The organism is Novosphingobium sp. EMRT-2 (assembly GCF_005145025.1).
In the GTDB taxonomy this organism is placed as follows: domain Bacteria; phylum Pseudomonadota; class Alphaproteobacteria; order Sphingomonadales; family Sphingomonadaceae; genus Novosphingobium.
In genome coordinates this window covers 1-20,785 of sequence record NZ_CP039698.1, presented here as the reverse complement: position 1 = coordinate 20,785, position 20,785 = coordinate 1, and the positions used below count along the sequence as shown (strand labels likewise).

Annotated in this window: 13 protein-coding genes and 9 pseudogenes; 12 read left to right on the top strand and 10 right to left on the bottom strand. The window is 64.1% G+C overall.

All coding sequences use genetic code 11. The features are described 5' to 3' along the window. Positions 1-257: 257 nt before the first annotated feature. The 6 genes from FA702_RS21415 to traA form a co-directional block, all read right to left on the bottom strand. The gene (locus FA702_RS21415; RefSeq protein ID WP_136958137.1) at positions 258-632 is read right to left on the bottom strand and encodes a VOC family protein; all 375 of its coding nucleotides are present in this window, start codon (positions 630-632) and stop codon (positions 258-260) included. Positions 633-769: 137 nt separating this feature from the next. Further along, entirely contained in the window at positions 770-1,054 is a 285-nt protein-coding gene (locus FA702_RS21410) for a WGR domain-containing protein (protein WP_136958136.1), read from the bottom strand. A gap of 677 nt (positions 1,055-1,731) precedes the next feature. Further along, a complete protein-coding gene (locus FA702_RS21405; protein ID WP_136958135.1) occupies positions 1,732-2,868 on the bottom strand; it encodes a serpin family protein in 1,137 nt (378 codons plus the stop codon). A 167-nt stretch (positions 2,869-3,035) separates the two neighbouring features. Further along, complete coding sequence (locus tag FA702_RS21400) at positions 3,036-3,308, bottom strand: DUF1971 domain-containing protein (protein ID WP_136958134.1); 273 nt, start codon at positions 3,306-3,308, stop codon at positions 3,036-3,038. A 130-nt stretch (positions 3,309-3,438) separates the two neighbouring features. Continuing rightward, complete coding sequence (locus tag FA702_RS21395; protein WP_136958133.1) at positions 3,439-4,203, bottom strand: DUF6118 family protein; 765 nt, start codon at positions 4,201-4,203, stop codon at positions 3,439-3,441. Positions 4,204-4,212: 9 nt separating this feature from the next. Continuing rightward, the gene (gene traA / locus FA702_RS21390; protein WP_136958132.1) at positions 4,213-7,146 is read right to left on the bottom strand and encodes a Ti-type conjugative transfer relaxase TraA; all 2,934 of its coding nucleotides are present in this window, start codon (positions 7,144-7,146) and stop codon (positions 4,213-4,215) included. A 224-nt stretch (positions 7,147-7,370) separates the two neighbouring features. Here traA and FA702_RS21385 point away from each other — a divergent pair, with 224 nt between their 5' ends. The 7 genes and pseudogenes from FA702_RS21385 (at position 7,371) to FA702_RS21355 (ending at position 12,957) form a co-directional block, all read left to right on the top strand. Then, entirely contained in the window at positions 7,371-7,751 is a 381-nt protein-coding gene (locus tag FA702_RS21385; protein WP_255504928.1) for a GFA family protein, read from the top strand. Next, entirely contained in the window at positions 7,744-8,049 is a 306-nt protein-coding gene (locus tag FA702_RS21380) for a conjugal transfer protein TraD (RefSeq protein WP_136958130.1), read from the top strand. The genes FA702_RS21385 and FA702_RS21380 overlap by 8 nt, the downstream gene beginning before the upstream one ends. Before the next feature lie 37 nt (positions 8,050-8,086). Then, positions 8,087-8,320: a conjugal transfer protein TraD gene (locus FA702_RS21375; protein WP_136958151.1), complete on the top strand. Its 234-nt coding sequence runs from the start codon at positions 8,087-8,089 to the stop codon at positions 8,318-8,320. After that, positions 8,317-9,042, top strand: coding sequence for an SIMPL domain-containing protein (locus FA702_RS21370; protein WP_136958129.1), 726 nt, complete (start codon positions 8,317-8,319; stop codon positions 9,040-9,042). The genes FA702_RS21375 and FA702_RS21370 overlap by 4 nt, the downstream gene beginning before the upstream one ends. A 14-nt stretch (positions 9,043-9,056) precedes the next feature. After that, entirely contained in the window at positions 9,057-9,362 is a 306-nt protein-coding gene (locus tag FA702_RS21365) for a hypothetical protein (protein WP_136958128.1), read from the top strand. 1 nt (position 9,363) lies between these two features. Beyond that, positions 9,364-11,021: pseudogene (locus FA702_RS21360) on the top strand (type IV secretory system conjugative DNA transfer family protein). 983 nt (positions 11,022-12,004) lie between these two features. Next, positions 12,005-12,957: pseudogene (locus FA702_RS21355) on the top strand (replication initiator protein A). Positions 12,958-13,015: 58 nt separating this feature from the next. Here FA702_RS21355 and FA702_RS21350 read toward each other — a convergent pair. The 3 genes and pseudogenes from FA702_RS21350 to FA702_RS21340 form a co-directional block, all read right to left on the bottom strand. Continuing rightward, on the bottom strand, positions 13,016-13,333 hold the full coding sequence (locus FA702_RS21350) for a ribbon-helix-helix domain-containing protein (RefSeq protein ID WP_136958127.1): 318 nt from the start codon (positions 13,331-13,333) through the stop codon (positions 13,016-13,018). Then, positions 13,330-13,982, bottom strand: a pseudogene (gene parA / locus FA702_RS21345) (ParA family partition ATPase). The gene FA702_RS21350 and the pseudogene parA overlap by 4 nt, the downstream one beginning before the upstream one ends. Before the next feature lie 124 nt (positions 13,983-14,106). Beyond that, positions 14,107-14,748, bottom strand: a pseudogene (locus tag FA702_RS21340) (transcription elongation protein SprT). Positions 14,749-15,163: 415 nt separating this feature from the next. Here FA702_RS21340 and FA702_RS21330 point away from each other — a divergent pair. The 5 genes and pseudogenes from FA702_RS21330 to istB all read left to right on the top strand — a co-directional run bounded on the left by FA702_RS21330 (position 15,164) and on the right by istB (position 18,546). Further along, positions 15,164-15,443: pseudogene (locus FA702_RS21330) on the top strand (type II toxin-antitoxin system RelB/DinJ family antitoxin). Then, positions 15,421-15,729, top strand: a pseudogene (locus tag FA702_RS21325) (type II toxin-antitoxin system YafQ family toxin); the annotation flags it as partial. The pseudogenes FA702_RS21330 and FA702_RS21325, both read left to right, overlap by 23 nt. A 3-nt stretch (positions 15,730-15,732) precedes the next feature. Then, a pseudogene (locus FA702_RS21320) lies at positions 15,733-16,152 on the top strand (histidine phosphatase family protein); the annotation flags it as partial. A 110-nt stretch (positions 16,153-16,262) separates the two neighbouring features. Continuing rightward, positions 16,263-17,780, top strand: a pseudogene (gene istA / locus FA702_RS21315) (IS21-like element ISRsp3 family transposase). After that, positions 17,770-18,546 (top strand): IS21-like element helper ATPase IstB, encoded by a 777-nt coding sequence (gene istB / locus FA702_RS21310; RefSeq protein WP_255504930.1) that lies wholly within the window; start codon positions 17,770-17,772, stop codon positions 18,544-18,546. The pseudogene istA and the gene istB overlap by 11 nt, the downstream one beginning before the upstream one ends. 344 nt (positions 18,547-18,890) lie before the next feature. Here istB and FA702_RS21305 read toward each other — a convergent pair. After that, positions 18,891-19,639, bottom strand: a pseudogene (locus FA702_RS21305) (IS5 family transposase). Between the last annotated feature and the right edge of the window lie 1,146 nt (positions 19,640-20,785).

The window sequence follows — 20,785 nt, the reverse complement described above, 5'->3', positions numbered from 1 at the left end:
TAGCACCGGCCAATTCCAAGCAGCCGACGTGACGGTGGCGGCTCAAACCTCGGTAGGCACCAGCTCGTAAAGGCACCCCGATCCGGGTTTCGGCCGTGCCGCGCCGCCGCAGGATCGTGGCGATATCGCGGTCGGCCGTCGCGCGATCGGCGAAGGCGTGCCGTTGGGCTTGGTCGTGTGCCCCGATTCGGCCCCAGCGGCGCATCCTTCTCTGTCGGTCGAACAGCAGCGCGCCAGCGGTTTCGATCGGCCGCGCGTTATTCGGAAGGGGCTCGGCCGAGTCCAAGTTCGTTGCCGTCGGGATCGTAATACATCACCTTGCGGACATTCTCAGCCGGGGTTTCCTCCTTGCTGAAACGGATGCCACGTTCGGCGATTTGCTCGATCTGCGCCTCAAGATCATCAAGCATGATCGTCTGCACCGAGCCGCCCGCACGATCGGGCTGAACGATGATATAGACCCATCGGTTCTGCGCGATCTCCCAAACCGCTTCGCGGTCGTTGGGGAAGAAGCTCGGCGGCGCGCCGAATAGTTGCTGATACCATTCGAGCGAGGACTTGAAGTCATTAACAGGAATGCCCGCGAATAAGTCCGTCCCCCGTCCGCCGAGTGCTTTCTTGTCGGTAGCCATGTCGCACCTTTCGCCGCTTCGGGAGACGCAGCTTTGCGCGTCCTCCGCTCTACAGCAACAATTATCGCGATACTCGATGCGGGCCGTAGCATTCGGCCGTTTCTTGAAGCGGCCAACGGTCTACTGACGGTGGCGGCTCAAACCTCGGTAGGCACCAGCTCATAAGGCACCCCGATCCGGGTTTCGGCCGTGCCGCGCCGCCGCAGGGTCGCGGCAATGTGGCGGTCGGCCGTCGCGCGATCGGCGAAGGCGTGCCGCTGGGCCTGGCCGTGTGAGCCGATCCGGCCCCAGCGGGTTTCCACAACGATCATACCGAAAAGATCGAGGCTCGCGGTGATGCTGTAGCGCCGGCGGATGTTGCGCGCCGGATCGAGCGCCACCAGCTCGATCGGCTCGGGCAAGGACAGGTTCGCGCCATTCATGGCGCGGAGCCTACAAAATAAGCCTCTCAAAGTCCGGCGACTTTCCTGAATCAATGGCACGCTGGTGATTCAGGCAATCGATGGTTCCTCGCATCGTTACCGTGTCTGCGTGAGTGCGCGACGCTTCTGGCGCTGTTCGAGCCAGGTGGTGAACGCCGATTGGGTGCAAACGTCCAAGGGTTCGTAGGTGCCCGGCGCAACGCGCCGAAACAGCATGGGGCCGGTCCGAACGGTGCTTCGGCCGAGAGAAACCTGGCAGCTATTCCCGGTCATGCCGCACCGGCCCCCTATGTTCATCACCGGACTGGTGCGGATGCTGATTGGTCCCGAGACGCGGCCCTTCGTGACGCTGATAACGCGCGCGGGGCGGCTCTGCTCGATCTTATGTCCGGGCCTGAACCACGGTCGCGCTCTTCCGTCCGACCCGCACCAGAAACTGCGCGGTGCCGTCACCGGTGCCCGCCCTATCTCCAACTCACCAACAAGATCGGCTTTGGCGAACGCCGCGCGTCCCGCTGCCTCAATGTTGTCGGGCAGGATGCATGAGCACGCCAGGGCGGGCGTGGACGCGCTTAGCGCCGCGCCGGCCAGGGCCGTGCCAATCGTTCGCGGTAGCGACACCATCATCATGCCGGAAGGCTATGCCCGCACGGCTGAACGGAGCATGGCCCTATTGCCTATGGAATTGCGGTGGGATCAGCGATGCGCCCGAAAAACAGCACCGCGCCGCTCTTTCGGTCTCGCACGGTGGCAAGGAAAGGACGATCAACCACCATCTCCGGAACGTCACGCTTAATCGGCGCGCTCACCACTTGGACGGTGACAGCCGTTGCGGCCGCAGCCTCGGTGCCCTCCTCATCGACACGCAGGAACGTGGCATGCGCCACGTCGTCGATCGCCAGGTGCATGCCGCTTGCGATCCCCGACAGGTCCGCGCGCGAACTGTCAAAAGCACTCGGCATTCCTGCGGCGATCAGTGCGGCCTTCACGCTTTCATCGAACCGCGCTTCGAAGCGCGGCAGAATGATCCGCACCTCGCGTTCCTGCTCCGCCGCCAGAGCGAAGCGATCGTTGCTCCCTTGCTCGCCGGCGAAGAAGTCGACGCCCCTCATGTCGCGCTCCCAGCGGCGCAGCGTCGCTGCATCGCGCGGCAGGAAGACCTCCATCACGAAGCGCCCATCGCTGCCATAGGGCAAGGCGATCGCCTGCCCTTCCCGGGTCTCGCGATAGTCGAACCGGCCGATCCGCTTCATCATCGTGATCGGGATGCGCGTGCCGTCGCCACGAGTGAAGGACCGCGTTTCCGTCTCCTCGAACGGCACCTGCCACTTCGCCTTGAAGTAAAGCGCGTTGGTTAGCACAGCGGCGGTGTCATCCCCGAAGCCGCTCGAAGAGACGATCTCCGAAATCCTGCCCTTCGTCTCGCGCGAGACCCAGCCATTGATCCGTGCGGCCGCTCCGGTGGGATCACCGGCATAATCGACCGTTTCCGGAGCCGCCCCGAAGCCGGAACGGGCCTCGGCGACATACTCGTTTCGGATCGGCAATCCCTTCGCCAGCCACAGCGCGTTCGCGATGCCGAGCGTGGTATCGGCATCGCCGGTGTCGGTGAGCTGGGCATTGTAGGACTTAATGAGCGCAGGGACGTTGCGGGCCGAATCCCAGCCAAGCACGCGCCCGATCTCCTCGCGCGTGCCGCCCCGCGCTCCAATGAAGGCAAGCCCAAGACCCTGAGAGAGGCTGACAGGGGAAATGAACAGGTTGGCGTTTGCATCGGCCGCCGCTGCCAGGTGCGGGTAGACCTTGGAGGTCATTAACGCCGCGCCATAAGTCAGCCCCCAAGGCGTGACCTCGCCGCTTCGCTCCGACTGCCCGGAGGGAGGCGGGCCGAAATTGGATGCCGGTTCGCGCGTCGCACAGCCACCAAGCGCGAGGATGGCAAGAAGCGGGAATGACAAGGCTGTTTTAGGCATGGCTCTCCCTAGAGGCTTGGCCGCTGATCGTAGAAATCGACCTGCATCCTCATGACTCCGAGCGGTTCGACGAAATGCGGTTGTTCGGGCAGGATCAGCGCTGGCCGATCGGGCGTGACAATCATTTCTGAAGCGGGGTCGAGATAGGTCAGCCTCAAGCTCCCTTCGATCACCCGGATCACGCCCCACACGCCGGCCTTGGTGCGATGCTCGCTTCGCAGCGCGGCGGGAAGCGTCGTTTCATCGAACACCGGCGTCGAGCGATAGGGAAGCGCGTTCATCTCATCCTCCATGCCGCGACCGCCACCACAATCGCCAGGGCCACGATCAACAGCCACGGCCAGACTGGACGCGAGGGCGGTCCATCGCACCGGCGTTCCCAATCGCCATAGAGCTTTTCACCTGCCCTGGTCATTGATCCTGCTTCCTTCCCGCCTCAACGCTGCCCGACGCTGCGCCGATCCTGATCGTGCATCGCACCGGCTCTCCTGCCCGGTTCGCGGCCTTCTGGCACCTTTCGATCGTTTCGCTGTTGGCGCTCATGATCCGGCTGCTCGACACCAGCCCGTTCCAGCTCGCCGGCGAATCCGTCGCCATCAAATGCGAGCCCGCCTCCCACATCGGCATGTCGAGCATCCCCGCCGCCATGCGCTCGGGCCAGCGCCAGCTCGCCGGCGCGATCTCGCGCGCGACCATACCGGGCAGGAACGTCCACAGGAGCACGCCGATGAGGAACCCACCCAATCCGAACCATAGCTCCCGGTCGCGCTGCTTCTCGGCCGCCCGCGCCGATCGCACGACGCCATGCAGCTCGCGTGCCTGCTGCTTCATCTCGTTCGTCGCGGTCGCGAGCGCGGCATGGTCGGCGCTGCGAACCTCTGTCGCCGCCCGCCCGATCTGCGCCGATATCTGCGCCGGCGTCATCGCCAGCGCCGGCGACTTCACGATCGCCCCCACAATCTGGTCGATCCGTCCGTTGATGCCGTCCAGCCCCTGGGCGATATGCCCCAGCGTCTCGGAATAGTCGGGCACGTCGATGCTGGCGCGCTCGGCCGCCAACCCCTCTATGGCACGGCGCATCAATGCCTGCTCGCCACGCATCTGCTCGATCGTGGCGCTTAGCCGCTCGAATGCCTCCGCCGCGCCGCCGCTCTCCTCCTGCTCCTCGTCCGCCATTCCCTCTCCTTACCGGCTTAACCCCCGATCGCGGCCGATTTCCAGCGAACGGGTCAATTCCTGCCCGATGCTGCGATCCCGACCCATTTCCAGCCCCAGCTCGGGCGCACGACGCCGCAACATGGATTCGAGCTGGGGATCGCGGTGCAGCGTACCGGCCAGGCTCTCCATCCTCTTGCCGGTGCGCTGCGCGGCCTCACGATCCCCGCTGCGTGCAAGGTCGGCCCGCTCGCGCGCCATGCCCTGCCAGCGCTCCACGAACCGATCGGCGCGAAGCTCGGGATTGGTGCGGACCTGGGCCTCTTGCGCCATCGCTCGTGCCGCGCCGCCGGCCTTGCCCTCGGCCGCCTCGCGCACCAGCGCGGGATTGCGCTCGAACGCGGACGCCAAATCCTGGGCGGCATGGGGCCGCACCTGATCGAGCGCGTCGCCGGCCTTCGCCAGCGCCTGTTTCTGGTGCGGCAGCACCGGCAAGCCCTTCTCGCGCATCCGGTCCATATCGGCCTGCGCGCGCGCGTAGCGTTCGATCGCCCTGGCCTGGCTCGGCGCTGCCGATCCGGGCTCGGGGGTGGTGTTAATCGGACCCCCTTTTCCATCGCGCGCCAGCTCGGGCGAGGACGGTTTGGGCCTGAACCCGGCGAACATGCCCTTGGCCTTCGCCTGCACCTTGGCGACCATCTCACGCGCGCGTTCCGGGAACCGGATCTCGCGCCGCTCGGCGAACGCACGGGCCTGGGCCTGCTCATCACGGACGGCGGCATAGTCGCCCGCCATGTCCTTACCGCGGTCGCGCGACAGGGTGCGGGCGAGCTGCCGCTGATCGGCAAAGTCGTCACGGCCGTAATGGAGCTGCACGCCGTCGCGATGCCGCGACAGGCCGACATAGGCGCTGTGCCGGTCCATGCCGGGGGTCGCCAGCACATGCGCCTGATCGACCGTCACGCCCTGCGCCTTGTGGAACGTCGCCGCATAGCCGTGATCGACGTGCGAATAGTCCTTGGCCTCGAACGCGACGCGCTGGCCGCTGTCGAGCCGAACCTTCATGCCCTCGGCCGATACCTGCTCGATCGTCCCCAAGGTGCCGTTCTTCACCCCCAGCGACCGCTCGTTCCGCAGGAACATCAAGCGGTCGCCGCGCGCGAAGTCGCGCGAGCCTCGCTCGGCCGCGAACCGCACATCCTCGCCCAAGTCGCCGGTCGCGCGAAGCCGGCCCCGCGCCTCCTCGTTCAGCTCGCGGACCTCGGCGTTGGTGTGGGTGAGGATGACACGGGATTTGTCCGGCTCGGCCTGGCGCTGCCGATCCCAACCGTCCACCAGCTCGCCGCGCGCAGTCTCGCGCGTGTCGGCCGCATGGACCATGCCACGACCGTCATAGGCGTGGATCGCCTCGGCCGTCCGGCCTGTCGCCAGCGCCTTCGTCGCGTCGCGCTGCCAATCCTCGCGCTGCCGCCGAATCTCGGTGATCTCGGCCGCGCCATGGCGCTCGGTGATCGACCGGAACGCCGCGCCTGCCTCGATCGCCTGCAACTGCTCGGGGTCGCCCACCAGCACCACCTTCGCGCCGGCATCGCGGGCCTGGGACAGCACCCGCTCCATCTGGCGCGAGCCGATCATGCCCGCCTCGTCCACCACCAGCACGTCCCTAGGGCCTAGCTGCTCGCGCCCCTGCCCCCATGCGTGCTCGAGACTGGCGATCGTCCTCGAGGCGATGCCGGAACCACCCTCAAGATTTTCGGCGGCAATGCCCGACAGGGCCGCACCGCGCACGTTGTAGCCCTGCCCCTCCCAAGCCTCGCGCGCGACACCCAGCATGGCGGATTTGCCCGAACCGGCATAGCCGACGACAGACGCCAGTCCTTCTCTGCCGGTGATGTGGTCGAGCGCGTCGCGCTGCTCGGCCGATAGGGTGAGCCCCCTGCCTTCGGCCGATGCCAACGCGGCGTCACGCTGCCGATCGCTAACGCCATGCTCTACCCGGCTCGCCAGTTCGCCGGCGCTGCGCTCAAGCCGGTTCTCCACCGCGATCATCTCGCGCGACGTGAACCGCTCCTGATCGCGGCCATCCTTGCCGAGCGCCACCAGCTCGGGCGAGGACCGCACGGCGCTCATGGCTTGGTCGAACTGCTCCTTGCCGTCGCTGTGCCGGTGGACGAACATCGCCAGGTCGCGGGTGGTGAACGTCGCCTGTTGCCGCGTGATCGCATCCAATGCCACGCTGGGATTGGCGATGATCTTCTCGCCATTCTCGCGCGCGATACGAAGATGATCGTCGCCGCGTCGGTGAGCCTCGCCCTCAAGCTCGTGCCGTTTTCCCATCGGACCGATCTTGTGCTGGGGCTCCAGTTCGATCCCCTGCGCCTCATAGGAACGATGGTCGATCCGCCCCTCAAGGCCCAGCTCGGCCATGCGTTCGTTGACGTGGGCGGCCCATGCCTCGCGCCATTCCTTCAACAGCTCGGTGCCGTTCCAGTCGCGGTTCTTCTTGCCGAACCCCTCCGGCCCCACGTCGCGCATCGACAGCATGACATGCGCGTGCGGCTTCGGACTGCCGTCCTTCGCCTTGTCCCAATGCACGTTGAGGTCGGCCACCATCCCGCGCTCGACAAACTGTTTTTCGACAAAGTCGCGCGCGAGGCTAACACCCTGCTTTTCGCTCATCTCGCGCGGAATCGAGAACTCCACCTCACGGGCGAGCTGCGCGTCCTTGCGTTTCTCCCCGGCCTCCACCTCGTTCCACAGCGTTTCGCGATCGTTTAAACGCTCCGGCGCACCTTCGGGAGCCAAGATTTCCGAATGGACGACACCGGCCTTATTCGAAAAATCATGGTTCCGCCCAAGCCGCTCATCATACAGCTCGGATGCCGAACGATAGGCGGCGCTCGCAACGGCGCTCGATCCGCTCACACGGCTGATGACCTTGGCCGAGAAATGGTAGATCGCCATGACGGCCGCTATACTGCCTTCTCAAGCGCACGTCGGCAACGACGTATAAGCGCGCACTCACACTCTCTGCCGTTCGCGTGATTGACTTCGCCGCATTTCTTGGCTCGGGCGCTACCTTCCTGCCGCGATCCTGCTACTCTGCCGCTCCGGTTCATGGGCGCGAGGGCTGGCTAATGGATGGCAGCGAGCATCAAGAGCTTGAAGGCGGATGCCTCTGCGGGGCCATGCGCTATGTGCTGCACGCTCCGCCCCGCGTTCATTATTGCCACTGCTCAATGTGCCGGCGATCGACCGGCAGCGCCTTCGCCATTCTCGCCTGGGTGCGCTGGGACGATGTGGGCTGGATCGGTGACACGCAGATATCCTACCGCTCATCGCCGATCGCGGTCCGGTCGTTCTGCGGCGACTGCGGCTCGCCGCTCACGATCCATTACGACGAGGCGAGCGGCGTAGCGACAGAGGAAGTCGCCTTCCATGTCGGCACGCTCGATCATCCCGGGCGCGTCACACCGGCCTATCATTATGGCGTCGAGGGCCGCCTACCCTGGGCCGACTGTGGGGCCGGTCTGCCAGAACGAGAAACGGAGGAAAGCTGGGATGCGTAAGGTCCGCGATTACGATGCCGAGTTGAAGGCGCTGAACGACAAGGCCCGTGCATTGAAGGCGCGGAAGGTGGAACAGTTCGGCCAGCTTGTCGTCGCCACCGGAGCCGATGCGCTCGATGCCGAAATGCTTGCCGGCGCGCTGCTCGATGCGGTCGGGTCGAAAGACACCAGTGCGAAGGAGGCGTGGCGCGCGAAGGGCGCTGCCTTCTTTCAACGGCGCGGGCGCAAAGCTGGCGGCGCTGCTCAAGGCGAGGGCGATGGCGGAGCGGCGCAATCTGACGGCGAGGCGGCGCGCTGAATCGGCCCGCGCGCGCACCGACAACCGGAGCTGGGTCGTGCAACGCCGCGAACGCACCCGTCATCTGATCGAGCTGGGCGGGCTCGTCCAGAAAGCCGGCCTGGTCGAGCTGGTCGAGGACGATCGCGCGACGCTCTACGGCGCGCTGCTCGAACTCGCTGGGCGGGCGCGTGATGACGACGCCGGCGATGTGCTGGCGCTTTGGAAGCGGCGCGGCAAACGCGCGTTCGATGCGGAAGCGGAAGAAAATCAGACGGGAGGATCAGGATGAAGCAATTGTTGGTGGTATCGGGGCTGATCGCGCTTGCCGGCTGCACCCCCGGCGCGCCCGATCCGCGCGGTCTGGAAGAGAATGAAACCTTTCTCACCGTCACCGGATCGGGACGGGCCGAGGCTGCGCCCGACCAGGCGCTGTTCACCGCCGGCCTGTCGAGCATCGCCGCGACGGCTGAGGCCGCGAGCGCGCGCAATGCCGAAACGATGCAGCAGATTACCGCCGCGCTTGCCAAGCTCGACATTCCGGCGCGCGATATCCAGACGCGCAACCTGTCGGTGAACCGGATCACCTGGGGCGACAACCGGGGGAAATACGAAGCCGCCAACACCCTTGCCGTGCGCGTCCGCAACACCGATCGCGTCGGCCAGGCCATCGCGGCCGTGACGGCCGCCGGCGCTAATATCGTGTCTGGCCCCAACCTGTCGGTCGCCGACCCCGAAAAGGCGAACCTGGGGGCCTATGATCTTGCCTACAAGGCCGCGCGCGCCAAGGCAGACGCTTATGCGAAGGCCGCCGGGCTTCGCATCACACGCGTGCTTGCGATCCACGACGGCGGCCAAGGCGGCTACATGCCGCCAATGGCGGAGATGGACGCCCGCATGGTCGCCCCGCCCCCCGTCGTGGCACCGCAGATAGCACAAGCGCCCCCGGTGATGACTGGAACGAACGCCGGCATCGTGACGGTGCGGGTGGATTTCGCGCTGGACGCGGATTGAGGGAGGACAGCACCATGAGCAGGCGCAGGACTGGCGATGGGGAAAAGCGATCCTGGCAGCTTGTGATGACGGGCAATCTGCCCGACCCGCTCTCGCCTGAGCTGATCACTGACCTGACGCGCCTGCTTGATCTTCGCCCCGATCTGGCCTGCCTCGATCTCGAAACCGACGCCGGTGGCGTCCACGTCGCGCGCGACTGGTCCAGCGACAAGGTGGATGAGGTCGCGGCACTGGAACGCCGCATCGCCGCCGCGCCGGGTGTGCGCGGCCTGACGCTCCACCCTCGCAAGGCTCCCCCTCTCCCATGCAGAGCCGCCTGACATGGAGTGGCTGCACCAGCTCGGTCGCGCGATCCGCAACCTCGCCCGCATCGCCCGTCATAATCCGATATGGGCGATCACGGCGCTAACCCTCAGCCCCATCGCGCTCGTCCGCCATCTGCTGCGCGTCGCGATCCTGTTCCTGATCGTCGGCCTGGTCCTCGCCGGGGGAATGCAATTCCTCCTGCACTCGCTGCTCGGCTTGGCCCGGGATTCTCATCTTTACCAGATAGGCATGATGCTGACGTTCCTCGTCATCATCCTTGTCACGCTGCGCGCCCTCTTCCAGCCCCTCATCCTGCAATATGGCGGTCCTGCCAGCGACGCCACCCACGGTTCCGCCCGCTTTGCCACCGACCGCGAGACGCGGCCTCTCGCCCAAGGCAACGGCCTGCTGATCGGCCGCGACCCGAAATCGGGCAAGCTGCTGCGCTATGCCGGTCCCGCCCACCTGCTGACGATCGCGCCGACGCGCACCGGCAAGGGTGTGGGCACGATCATTCCCAACCTGCTCGACTATCCCGGCCCGGTCGTCTGCATCGACCCCAAGGGCGAAAATGCCCGCATCACCGCGCGCCACCACGCGAAGTTCGGCCCGGTCCATGTCCTCGATCCGTTCGGGGTGACGGGCATCGCCAGCGCCGCGTTCAACCCGCTCGATCGCATCGATGGGGCAAGCCTCGATCTCGCCGACGACTGCATGACGCTGGCCGACGCGCTGGTCTATGACGCACCCGGCGAAGCCGGCGAGGCGCATTGGAACGAGGAAGCCAAGGCGCTGATCTCGGGCCTAATACTGTCGATCGTCACAAGCGAGCCGGCCCCGACCCGCAATCTCGCCACGCTGCGCGACCGGCTCACCCTCGCGCCCGCCGCTTTCACCGCCCAGCTCGAAACGATGCAGGCGCAAGGCGGCCTCGCCGCCCGCGCCGCCAACCGGCACCTCGGCAAATCCGATCGTGAAGCTGCCGGCGTGCTGTCGGCCGCGCAGCGCCATACCCATTTTCTCGACAGCCCACGCATGACGGCGGTGTTGGGGCACTCGGATTTTACCTTCGCCGATGTGAAAGCGCAGCCCACTACCGTCTATCTGGTACTGCCGCCCGATCGGCTCGCCACCTATGCCCGCTGGCTGCGCCTTATGCTCGCGCAAGGTCTGACCGATCTTGCGCGCGCGCCGGCCTCCCCTGCCCGCCCGGTGCTGTTCCTGCTCGACGAGTTCGCCGCCCTCGGCCGCCTCGAACCCGTCGAACGCGCTATGGCCTCATGGCAGGCTACGGCATCCAGCTCTGGCCGATCCTACAGGACGTTCACCAGCTCCGCGCGCTCTACGAGCGCCGCGCCGGCACCTTCCTGTCCAACGCCGGCGTGTTGCAGGTGTTTGGGGTCAACGATCACGACAGCGCGAAACTCGTCTCCGATCTGCTCGGCCAGGAGACCGTCGTGTTCGAGACGATGAGCCGCGCGATCGACAGTGACGAAACCGGAATCTCGTTCGGCGCGCAGCATGTCGGCCGCCCGCTGCTCACGCCCGATGAGGTCCGCACCCTTCGGGACGATTTGCAGTTCCTGTTCCTCGCGGGGCAACGGCCGATCGTCGCCGCCAAGCTGCGCTATTATGCCGATCGCGAGTTCGCCGGGAAGTTCGATAAGGCGTGATTGGACCCGCCGCGTTAGCAGCCACGGCGGGTCCGGTCGCGATCGTGCCGTTGGGCCGATCCAATATAGCCGGTCTGGACCATCTGCGCGACAGGTGAATGGCAAGGATCGAGCTTGGGAAATCGGCCGCCTGGGAAGCCCGTAGAGCGCCTTGGGCGGTTCCGGCGCCCGAAACCCTGTCGAACGCCCGGAAAGGGGCTAGACGGGCCGGAAATCGCGCCTGTGGGGACGTTCCCGCCTTCCCTGCCCTCTCCGATCGGCGCCCCCCTATCCGCTTGGCTTTTCTGGAAAGCCATTTGCAACGGTGGGGCTAGGTTGTGTGTTGGCGATAGAGGCGCGACGGTTGCCATCATCCCCAAACAAACAAAGGCGTGCCGGCGAAGCCGGCTCATTATGGGGATGCCGGGTGGGAGGATCGCTTCAGCGATCCGGGGCGGCCGAAGGCCGCGAGCCGGCGGGGCGAAGCCCCCAAGAGGCGGTGCTTTTCTTCCTTTTGACATGGCGGAAAGCGCAACGGCCTGAAGTTATCCACAGCCTCGCCTAGTGTTAAAATATGGGTTTAGTGATGTGTTACGGAAATCGCGCCTTCTCGGAAGCAATTGGAAATACGCGGTTTTTTGGGCCAAATTTGCCATGGGGTGAATCCGCTCTGACGAAAAAGCGAATCCAGAGTGACGAAAAGGCGAATCCACTATGACGATAGCGCCTGGCCTGCCTTGCCCCTCTCTCAAGCGTAATCGAAATGACGATAGCGCGGGGGTGAATCTGAAATGACGATAATCCCGCTTGCGTTAGTGAAATGACGATAGTAGGCCAAGCGTTAGTGAAATGACGATAGGCCCCGCCCTTCCCTGTTTGACGCCCCGATCGTCGCGCCGGCCTCGGCCGTGGACGGCGACGATCGCACGCCGCTGCTGCCGGTGCGCCACCCCAACCAGGACTTGTTCATCTGCGACGTGCTGGACGCCATCCCCAAGGATGACATGGCCTCGATGGAGCACCCGGTGTTTTCGCTCTCGACCAAGCCCGACAACCGGACGCGACGCTATGAGCATAACGGCAACGTCATCGAGATTATCCCCTCGGGCAAGGGTCTGGCGACGATCCACGACAAGGACATATTGATCTACTGCATTTCGCAGCTCGTTGCGAAGATGAACCAGGGCGAGCAACCTAGCCGCACGGTGCGCCTGCAAGCCTATGACATGCTCGTCGCCACCAACCGGCAAACCAGCGGCGAAGGCTATCGGCTGATGGCCGACGCCCTCACCCGCTTGCGCGGGACCACGGTGCGGACCAACATTCAAACGGGCGGTATCGAGGAAACGCGGATTTTCGGCCTGATCGAAGAAGCCAAGATTACCCGCAAGACGTTCGACGGGCGGATGCTCGATCTCGAAATCACCCTGTCGGATTGGGTCTATCGCTCGGTCATCAGCAAGAACGTCCTGACGCTCCACCGGACTATTTCCGGCTCCGCAAGCCGTTCGAGCGGCGCATGTATGAGCTGGCGCGCAAGCATTGCGGCGTGAAGGACGAATGGAAGATCGGCCTAGAGCTGCTGCAAAAGAAATGCGGCTCGAACAGCCCGCTCCGGGTATTCCGGGCCTTGGTCAAGAAGGTCTGCGAGCATGACGCGGACCACGGCCATTTCCCCGATTATGCCGTGACGATGGACGATGACGTAATCCTGTTCCGCAACCGCTCGGGCCTCAAGTCCAAGCCCGATCCGGTCGCCGTCGCCGACGATGCGCCCTATATCGACCCTGAAACCATGCACGACGCCAAGACGGCCGCGCCAGGTTATGACGTTTACGCGCTTTATGACGAATGGGTGTCGTGGTGGCACGACATGGGTAAGCCCGAACTGAAAAGCCCCCGCGCCGCCTTCCTCGGCTTCTGCAAGAAACGGCACGAACGCAAGCCGCTGCGCTGATTCCCGCCTATGGCAAGCGGCCATGTTCACATGCCTGCATGTTTGCATGTGAACATGGTTACTTGCCTACAGGGCTTTCCCCCATCTTTCGCAGCCAGTCGTTGAACGCCTCGGCCATTGCGTCCTGCAAGCTCATGCCGTGCTTGCGAGCGGTCATGTGCATGGCGAAGGACATCTCCGGGCTGAAATAGCCCGTCATGGCCTTCTTGCCCTGACGGCTCGGCGCAACCGGGCTGCTGCTCGATCCGCTGCCGGTGCCCGTGCCAGAGCTGCGGGCGATCGGTGCGGCCGCCCTCCCCTCCGGCTCGGCCGTCGCCGGCGCTGGTGCTGCATCGCGATCCCGCAATGCAAGCAATGATCCTTTCCGGCTGCTCATGCGCTGGCCCTCCGCTTCTTCGATGCTTGCATGTTTACATGCCGCATGTCCACTTGTAAAGCTGGCGCACCTCGTCGGCCGCCTTGCCGTTCGGCTCGATCTCCATCGCCGTCTTGCCTTCGGCCGCCGCATGGCGAAAGGCGGCACGATCGGCGATATGGTGCGGGCAGGCGTCCAGCCCATAATCCTGCACGAGCTGCGCGGCCTCGTCATACATGCGCGGCGCGGTCGGGCTTCCCGCCGTGAAGATCACGAACGCGGGCTTGCCGCGCATCTTCACAAGGCTGGCGGTCGTCTTGATCGCGGCCAGGTCGAACGCGCTGGGGCGGCAAGGGATCAGCACCAGGTCGGCCGCTTCGACGGCGGCGCTCGCCGCGCTGTCGGCATGGGGCGGGGTGTCGATCACGATGAACGCCGCGCCCTGGCCCGTCGCCTGCTCGATCTTGGCGGCAAGGCGAGGGGGTGCGCTGTCAATCACGACCGGGGGCGCATCCTGTCGCCATGCCGCCCACTGGCTCGCCGTCGCCTGTGGGTCGAGGTCGATCACAAGGGCGGTATGCCCGGAATCCTCGGCGGCTGCGGCCAGATGCAGGGCGAGGGTGGTCTTGCCCGCGCCGCCCTTCTGGCTAATGATCGCGATTGTTGGCATGTGAATATCCTTACATGACCGCATGTTTGCATGTGGCCATATTGGCTCGGTTCGGCTGCGTCAACGAAACCCCGAACTTGCGCGCAGCGTCAATGAAACCCCGAATTGCGGGAGGGAGGGCGGTCTAGCTATCCTCGCCGCCCTCATCCTCGCTGTCATCGTCCAGCGGTTCATGCTGCATCTGGCCGTGATCCTCGATCGGGCAAAGCGGCGCTCCGGCCTGCTCAAGCCATTTGCGCGCGGTCCCTCACGGTATAGCCGCACGCCGCGCACTCGCATTTGAGCATCCGGGTTTTCTGCTTCTTGGGTGCGGTCGACTCTCCGTCCCGTGTCGAGACGGGCATGGGGGGGGGCCAACATCGGCGAGGATCGGCGTGATGGCCGCAAGGAACGCCTCGCCGGGGGTGGTGGCGCGCATCGGCCCGACTAGGCCCAGCCCAAGGGCGACCCGTTTAACGCCTTCCCATGCCCTGCCGGGATGCCGACAGCGGCATGGACCAGCTCATGCGCGAGGATGGCCGCGATCTGCGCCGGCATCGGCGTCGGGCGCGTGCGCCAGGTCCGGGCGGATGAAGATTTCAAAATGCCCGTCCGCGCTCAACCGATTATCCCAGCACTCGCCGATCGCCTTGCCCTTCGCGCCTCTGCTGGTGAAGCCGATCGCCACGCGCACGCGGTCGGGCAGGGGGGCGTCCAGCGCCTCGAACAGCGGAGTCATGCCCAACGCCACGGCATTGAGCCAGCTTTCGCGGGTTTGGTGGGTCATCGTCCTTACTCCCTTCAAATCGCCTGTCCGGCGATGGCCATGCCATCGGCCGGAACACGGACGCCCAAGAACGCCGGCGAGAGAGGGGGCAGCGGGATTCGATGGGGGTGGAGCGGCCGCAGCGCAGCGAGGCACGGCCCCGTCTAATCCCGTTGCGGGGGAGAGGCGGCCGGAACCGCCTTTCCCCTTCAAACAGGAGCGACGCCGGTGCACGCCGGCACCATGCAGCGAGATCCCGCTTGCGATCTCGCCCTCCGCCATGTGAGTCGTCACCTTGGGCCAAGACCGCTTGCGGGCTTGGGGAGCTTAGCGAGTAGGGCCACGGTGCCGCGCCAGCGGCAGGCGCATGTCCTCTGCCTGGATTGAAATTGTTGCTCAACTGAGCTACATTATCGGCTTGACCAAGGAGGTTCCAATGGCCGCTACCGCTTTCGTGCGCGCGCGCATCGACGAAGCAGTGAAGGATGAAGCTGCCGCCGTGCTGGCCGAGCTGGGGCTGACCGTCTCGGATGTGGTCCGCATGACCCTCACGCGGGTTGCCAAGGATCATGCGTTGCCGTTCGAGCTGAAGGTGCCGAACGCCGAGACGCGCGCCGCGATCGAGGCGTCCCGTGCGACGATGAAGGCCCGCCGCGCCCGTTTCACCGATGCCCAGGAAATGTTCGATGCCCGACCAAGAAGCCCGCCAGCAGTAAGCGGGCTTCGTTCCCAAGAGAGGCGTCCTACGAAAAAAGGTTCGTCAAGGATTGGGAGCGGCTGTCGCGCAGCGGGCGCTACAACATGAAACAGCTCAAGGAAGCGATGATGATGCTCATCGCCAACGACGCGCCGTTAGGCCCGGAATGGCTGGATCATCCGCTGAAAGGCGATTGGAGCGATCATCGCGAGTGCCATATCGGCGGCGATTTCCTCCTGATCTATACGATTGAGGGGAATCTGGTGAACTTCGTGCGCGCCGGCACTCACGCGGAGCTGTTTGAAGCCATGCGCGTAATCTTCATCCGCCACGGCGAATCCACCGGCAACGCGGGCGTGCCCTGCAATGATCTCGCGACGATCGCGCTGACGGAGCGCGGCCACGAACAGGCAAGGGCGGTCGCGGCGAGTTGGACGCAAGCGCCCGCGCTCATCGTCACGTCGCCCTATACCCGCACCCGGCAGACGGCCGCGCCGACGATCGCGCGCTTTCCCGGCGTGCCGGTCGAAGTCTGGCCGATAGAGGAATTTACGTATCTGCAACCGGCGCGCTGGAACGGCACGCGCAGCGCGGAGCGGATGCCGCATCTCGAACGCTATTGGCGCGAGGCGGACCCGGACTATTGCGACGGGGAAGGGGCGGAGAGCTTCGCCACGCTGCTACGGCGCTGCGAGGCGGCGCTGACGCGCCTCGCTGCCATGCCTGCGTGTTGAGTTGCACTGAGAAGTGACCCGGGAGGGTTATAAGTTTTCACTGAGAATTGACCCATGTTTTCCTCGCCCCTGGCTGACAGTCAGGAGGCATCGGAGTGATCGACATGGACCTACTCAGTGTGATCCGCCGCTGGCATTTTCGGCAAGGCATCCCCATTCGCGAGATCCGGCGGCGGACTGGATTATCGCGCAACACGATCCGCAAATATCTGCGCGATGACGCGGTGGAGCCGACGTTCAAGGTTCCAAACGGCCGAGCAAGCTTGATCAGTTTGCAGAAAAACTGACGACGTGGCTGCGGGTGGAATCTGGCAAGTCGCGCAAACAGAAGCGAACAGCCAAGCAGCTACATGCAGATCTGGTTAAGCTGGGCTACGAGGGATCATACAGCCGTGTTGCCGCCTTCGCCCGCTCGTGGAAGACCGAACGCCATATGAAAAAGCAAACCAGTGGGCGCGGCACATTCGTACCGCTGATTTCCAGCCCGGTGAGGCCTTTCAGTTCGATTGGAGTGAAGATTACGCCCTTCTGAATGGCCGGCCTACCAAGCTGCAGGTGGCCCATACCAAGCTCTCCCACAGTCGGGCGTTCATCACGCGAGCCTATCTGCTGCAAACGCACGAGATGTTGTTCGACGCACTGACGCAGGCCTTCCGGGTGCTGGGCGGCGTGCCTCAGCGTGGAATATTCGACAATATGAAGACGGCTGTAGACCGGATCGGCCAGGGCAAAGTCCGACAGGTCAATGCGCGGTTCGCTGCCATGGCCAGCCACTACCTGTTCGAAACGGATTTTTGCAATCCGGCCTCAGGCTGGGAGAAAGGTCAGGTCGAGAAAAACGTTCAGGATGCGCGTCGACGGTTATGGCAGCCAATGCCCAACTTCCCAGATCTTGATGCCCTCAATGCCTGGTTGGAAGAGCGGTGCATCGCACAATGGGGAGAAATCCAGCATGGCGTCCTCCCCGGCACAGTTGCCGATGTGCACGCCGTTGAGATTATCAGCCTGATGCCGATGGGGCGGGCCTTCGATGGCTTTGTCGAACATACCAAGCGCGTGTCGCCGACCTGCCTGATCGCGTTCGAGCGCAATCGCTATAGCGTTCCTGCATCCTTTGCGAACCGGCCAGTGAGCCTGCGGGTCTATCCTGATCGGTTGGTCATCGCGGCCGAGGGGCAAATCTTGTGCGAGCACAACCGGATTATCGACCGTTCTCACCAGAAGCCGGGGCAGACGATCTATGACTGGCGGCACTATCTGCAGTTGTTCAGCGCAAGCCTGGCGCTTTGCGCAATGGGGCGCCATTCCTCGAAATGCCCGAAGCCTTCCGGCAACTGCAGGGGCATCTGCTCAAGCGGCTCGGTGGTGACAGGGAGATGGTCGAAATCCTCGCCCTTGTTCTACAGCATAACGAACAGGCTGTGCTCAGCGCCGTCGAACTGGCCCTCGAAGCTGGGGTGCCGACCAAAACCCACATCCTCAATGTTCTGCACCGCCTGATCGATGGCAAGGCTCCACCGGCATCCCCAATCGATGCCCCGCAGGCCCTGCGCCTCGCCCAGGAGCCTGTTGCCGATGTCGAACGCTACGACACGCTGAGGGCGTTACGCCATGCGTCATGATCCGGCCAGCGCCGCTGTGGTTGTCATGCTACGTGGCCTCAAAATGTATGGCATGGCGCAAGCCGCTGGTGATCTGATCGAGCAGGGCGCGCGCCAGCCTTTGATGCTGCCGTTCCGATCTCTCACAGCTTCTCAAGGCGGAGATGTCCGAGCGGGAGGTCAGGTCCATTGCTTACCAGATCAAGGCAGCCCGGTTCCCTACAAGGATCTGGCAGGCTTCGACTTTGCCGTCAGTGAGGTCAACGAGGCGCTCGTGCGTCAACTTCACCGTGGTGACTTTATGGATAGCGCCGACAACGTCGTACTGATCGGCGGACCAGGCACCGGCAAAAGCCACATCGCGACGGCTTTGGGCGTCCAGGCGGTTGAGCATCACCGCAAAAAGATCCGCTTCTTCTCCACCGTCGATCTGGTCAATGCGTTGGAGCAGGAAAAGGCCGCAAACAGAGCGGGCCAGTTGGCCGAGCGTCTGTTGCGCCTCGACCTCGTCATCCTTGATGAGCTGGGATATCTACCCTTCAGCCCTTCAGGCGGGGCCATGCTGTTCCATCTGCTCAGCAAACTCTATGAGCGGACCAGCGTTGTTATCACCACCAACCTGAGCTTCAGCGAGTGGTCCAGTATCTTTGGCGATGCCAAAATGACCACCGCCCTGCTGGATCGCCTCACGCATCATTGCCATATCCTTGAAACCGGCAATGACAGCTTCCGCTTCAGAGCCAGTTCCGCCGCCCCAAAATCCAGAAAGGACAAATCACCCGCTTGACCCTGCTCGTCGCAGGCAGCACATCCACGCCCACCCGGGTCACTTCTCTCAATGAAAATCCCGGGTCACTTCTCAGTGCAACTCAACAGCTGGTCTTCCACGACGTAAACGGTGCGACCATCTGGCGTAATCACGGTACGCACTAGGGGCCTCTTCGTGCCGGTAGCCCCAGGCTGCGCCGGCACGACATACACGGTGCGGCCATCTGGCGTGGTGACGACGCGCGCCTGATCCCTTGACGACTGCGCGCCAGCAGTGAGGCCGCGCTGATCGCGAGCGAAGCTGCCACCGATGCGGCGATCAGTGATGCGGGCCGCGTGATGTTGATTAGGGGCTGTGGGGATTCACCGCGAGTTGATGACGGCGGCGGCCAGGTAGATCATTGCCTGGAAGCTGCGGTCGGTTTTGCAGGCCCGCATTGCGATGCGCTTGAACTCCTTCAGCTTGCAGAAGAAGTTCTCGATGAGGTGCCGCCACGTGTAGATGCTGGCGTCGATCTTGAGTTTCTGCGAACGGCCGGGGTGCTAGACTACGATCCTGGCACCACGCTCGTTCAACTTGGCGACCAGTGCGTTGCTGTCGAACGCCTTGTCGGCGATCAGCCCGTCAAAGGCGATGTTCTCGATCAACGGCGGCACCTCGACGCTGTCGTGGCGCTGGCCCGGCATAAGCCGAAAGCGCACCAGATTGCCCAAGGCATCGGTGAGGGCCAGGATCTTGGTTGTCATGCCACCTTTGGAACGACCAATGGCCTGGCTCTGAGTCCCCCTTTTGCGCCCTGTCCGTGACGGTGGACCTTGACGATCGTGGCATCGACCATGGCGTATTCCAGGTCCGGCTCGTCCGACAACGCATCGAATATATGCCTGAAAACATCGGCTTCACGCCAATCGCGAAGCGCCGGAACGCCGTACTCCAGTTGCCGAACCGTTCCGGCAGATCCCGCCACGGGCTGCCCGTCCGCACAATCCACAGCACCGCCTCCATGAACAACCGGTTGTTTCTCCCCGCTTCGCCCAGGGTCCGTCGGCTTGCCAAGACAATGGGGTTCCATCTTCGCCCATTGGGCGTCCGTCAGTACATCGCGATCCATCCGCAGTGTGAATCACATCCTCCGGCTTGTGAATCCCCACAGGCCCTAAACGTCTCCTCATCGTGAGGGCCTCTTTGAATATTCCTCAACCTGACGATTGCGTCGGTTTCACAGCCTTTCGACACATCCGCACCGGTCGCTTTCTTAATGTCTGAAAGACTCCATCCACGGCCCTCGTCGCGGAGAAATGCCGCTGACGCGCTGAAATGCTCACCGACGGCAATCCGTACGCCGGTCCTGCTATCGAGAATGGCGTCGCCTGTTCCTGTCAGGCGCACTGAAGGGTCGAAGATTGCAAGTGTTCGACCCGATCCGACGACGATGCAGTTTTCCCAAATGTGAAGCCCTCCTTCGAACCGGGCTTCGCCTCCAACCGTGCTTACTGGCGAAGCGGTCAAGAGCCGGGGCGCAAGGACTGACACTCGTAGCGCAGCCCTCAAGCCCCATCGCGGTTAAAAGCAAAAACGACAGGATGGGATGCTGGCGCATTGATCGCCTCATGACAACACTGACAATCCGGTAGGCTCAGGCACCCAGCGTCCAGCTTGGCGGATAAGGCGGAATTGCATTCCCTCCGCTCCGAGATTCCCGAACACGGCGGTAGCCCAAACGTCAGGACGCCTTTCCGATCGCGGGATTCGACCTTCACCGTGTAGAGGATCGCTTCGGCCCTGGTCGCGGTGACGGACGGCGTGACGCCATCCCTGCATTGGGAGGCGGGGAAAGCAGGCAAGCGCAGCAGCTCGGCCAATCGCCGGATCGTTCTTTCTGGAGCATCCTTCACAGCGCTATCGGTGAGGCCCTGCAGCCCGACACAAATTGCGCGCTTGCTTTCCCCCGGTCGCGCCCGGGCCACCGCCTCATCGAACATCACATCGATCTGCGCTTCGTCGAGGCCGCTAATGTCCGGATCGCCAGCAACAGCGATGGAACTCCCGTTCCCGTGATAATTGGGACCGGGCACCGGCGGGGAGGGGCGGCGGCAATTCCGACGAACTTGTTCGTTGGGGTGATCCTTCCGCCGCCGGTTTTTTCGCCGGACTGCATCCTGCCAGACTGATAGCCAGGCTGACGACGATCGCGGCACCAGGCCATTGCAGCTCCGTCATCATGGCCGCTCCTGTAGCCGCGAAATCGTCGCCTGGC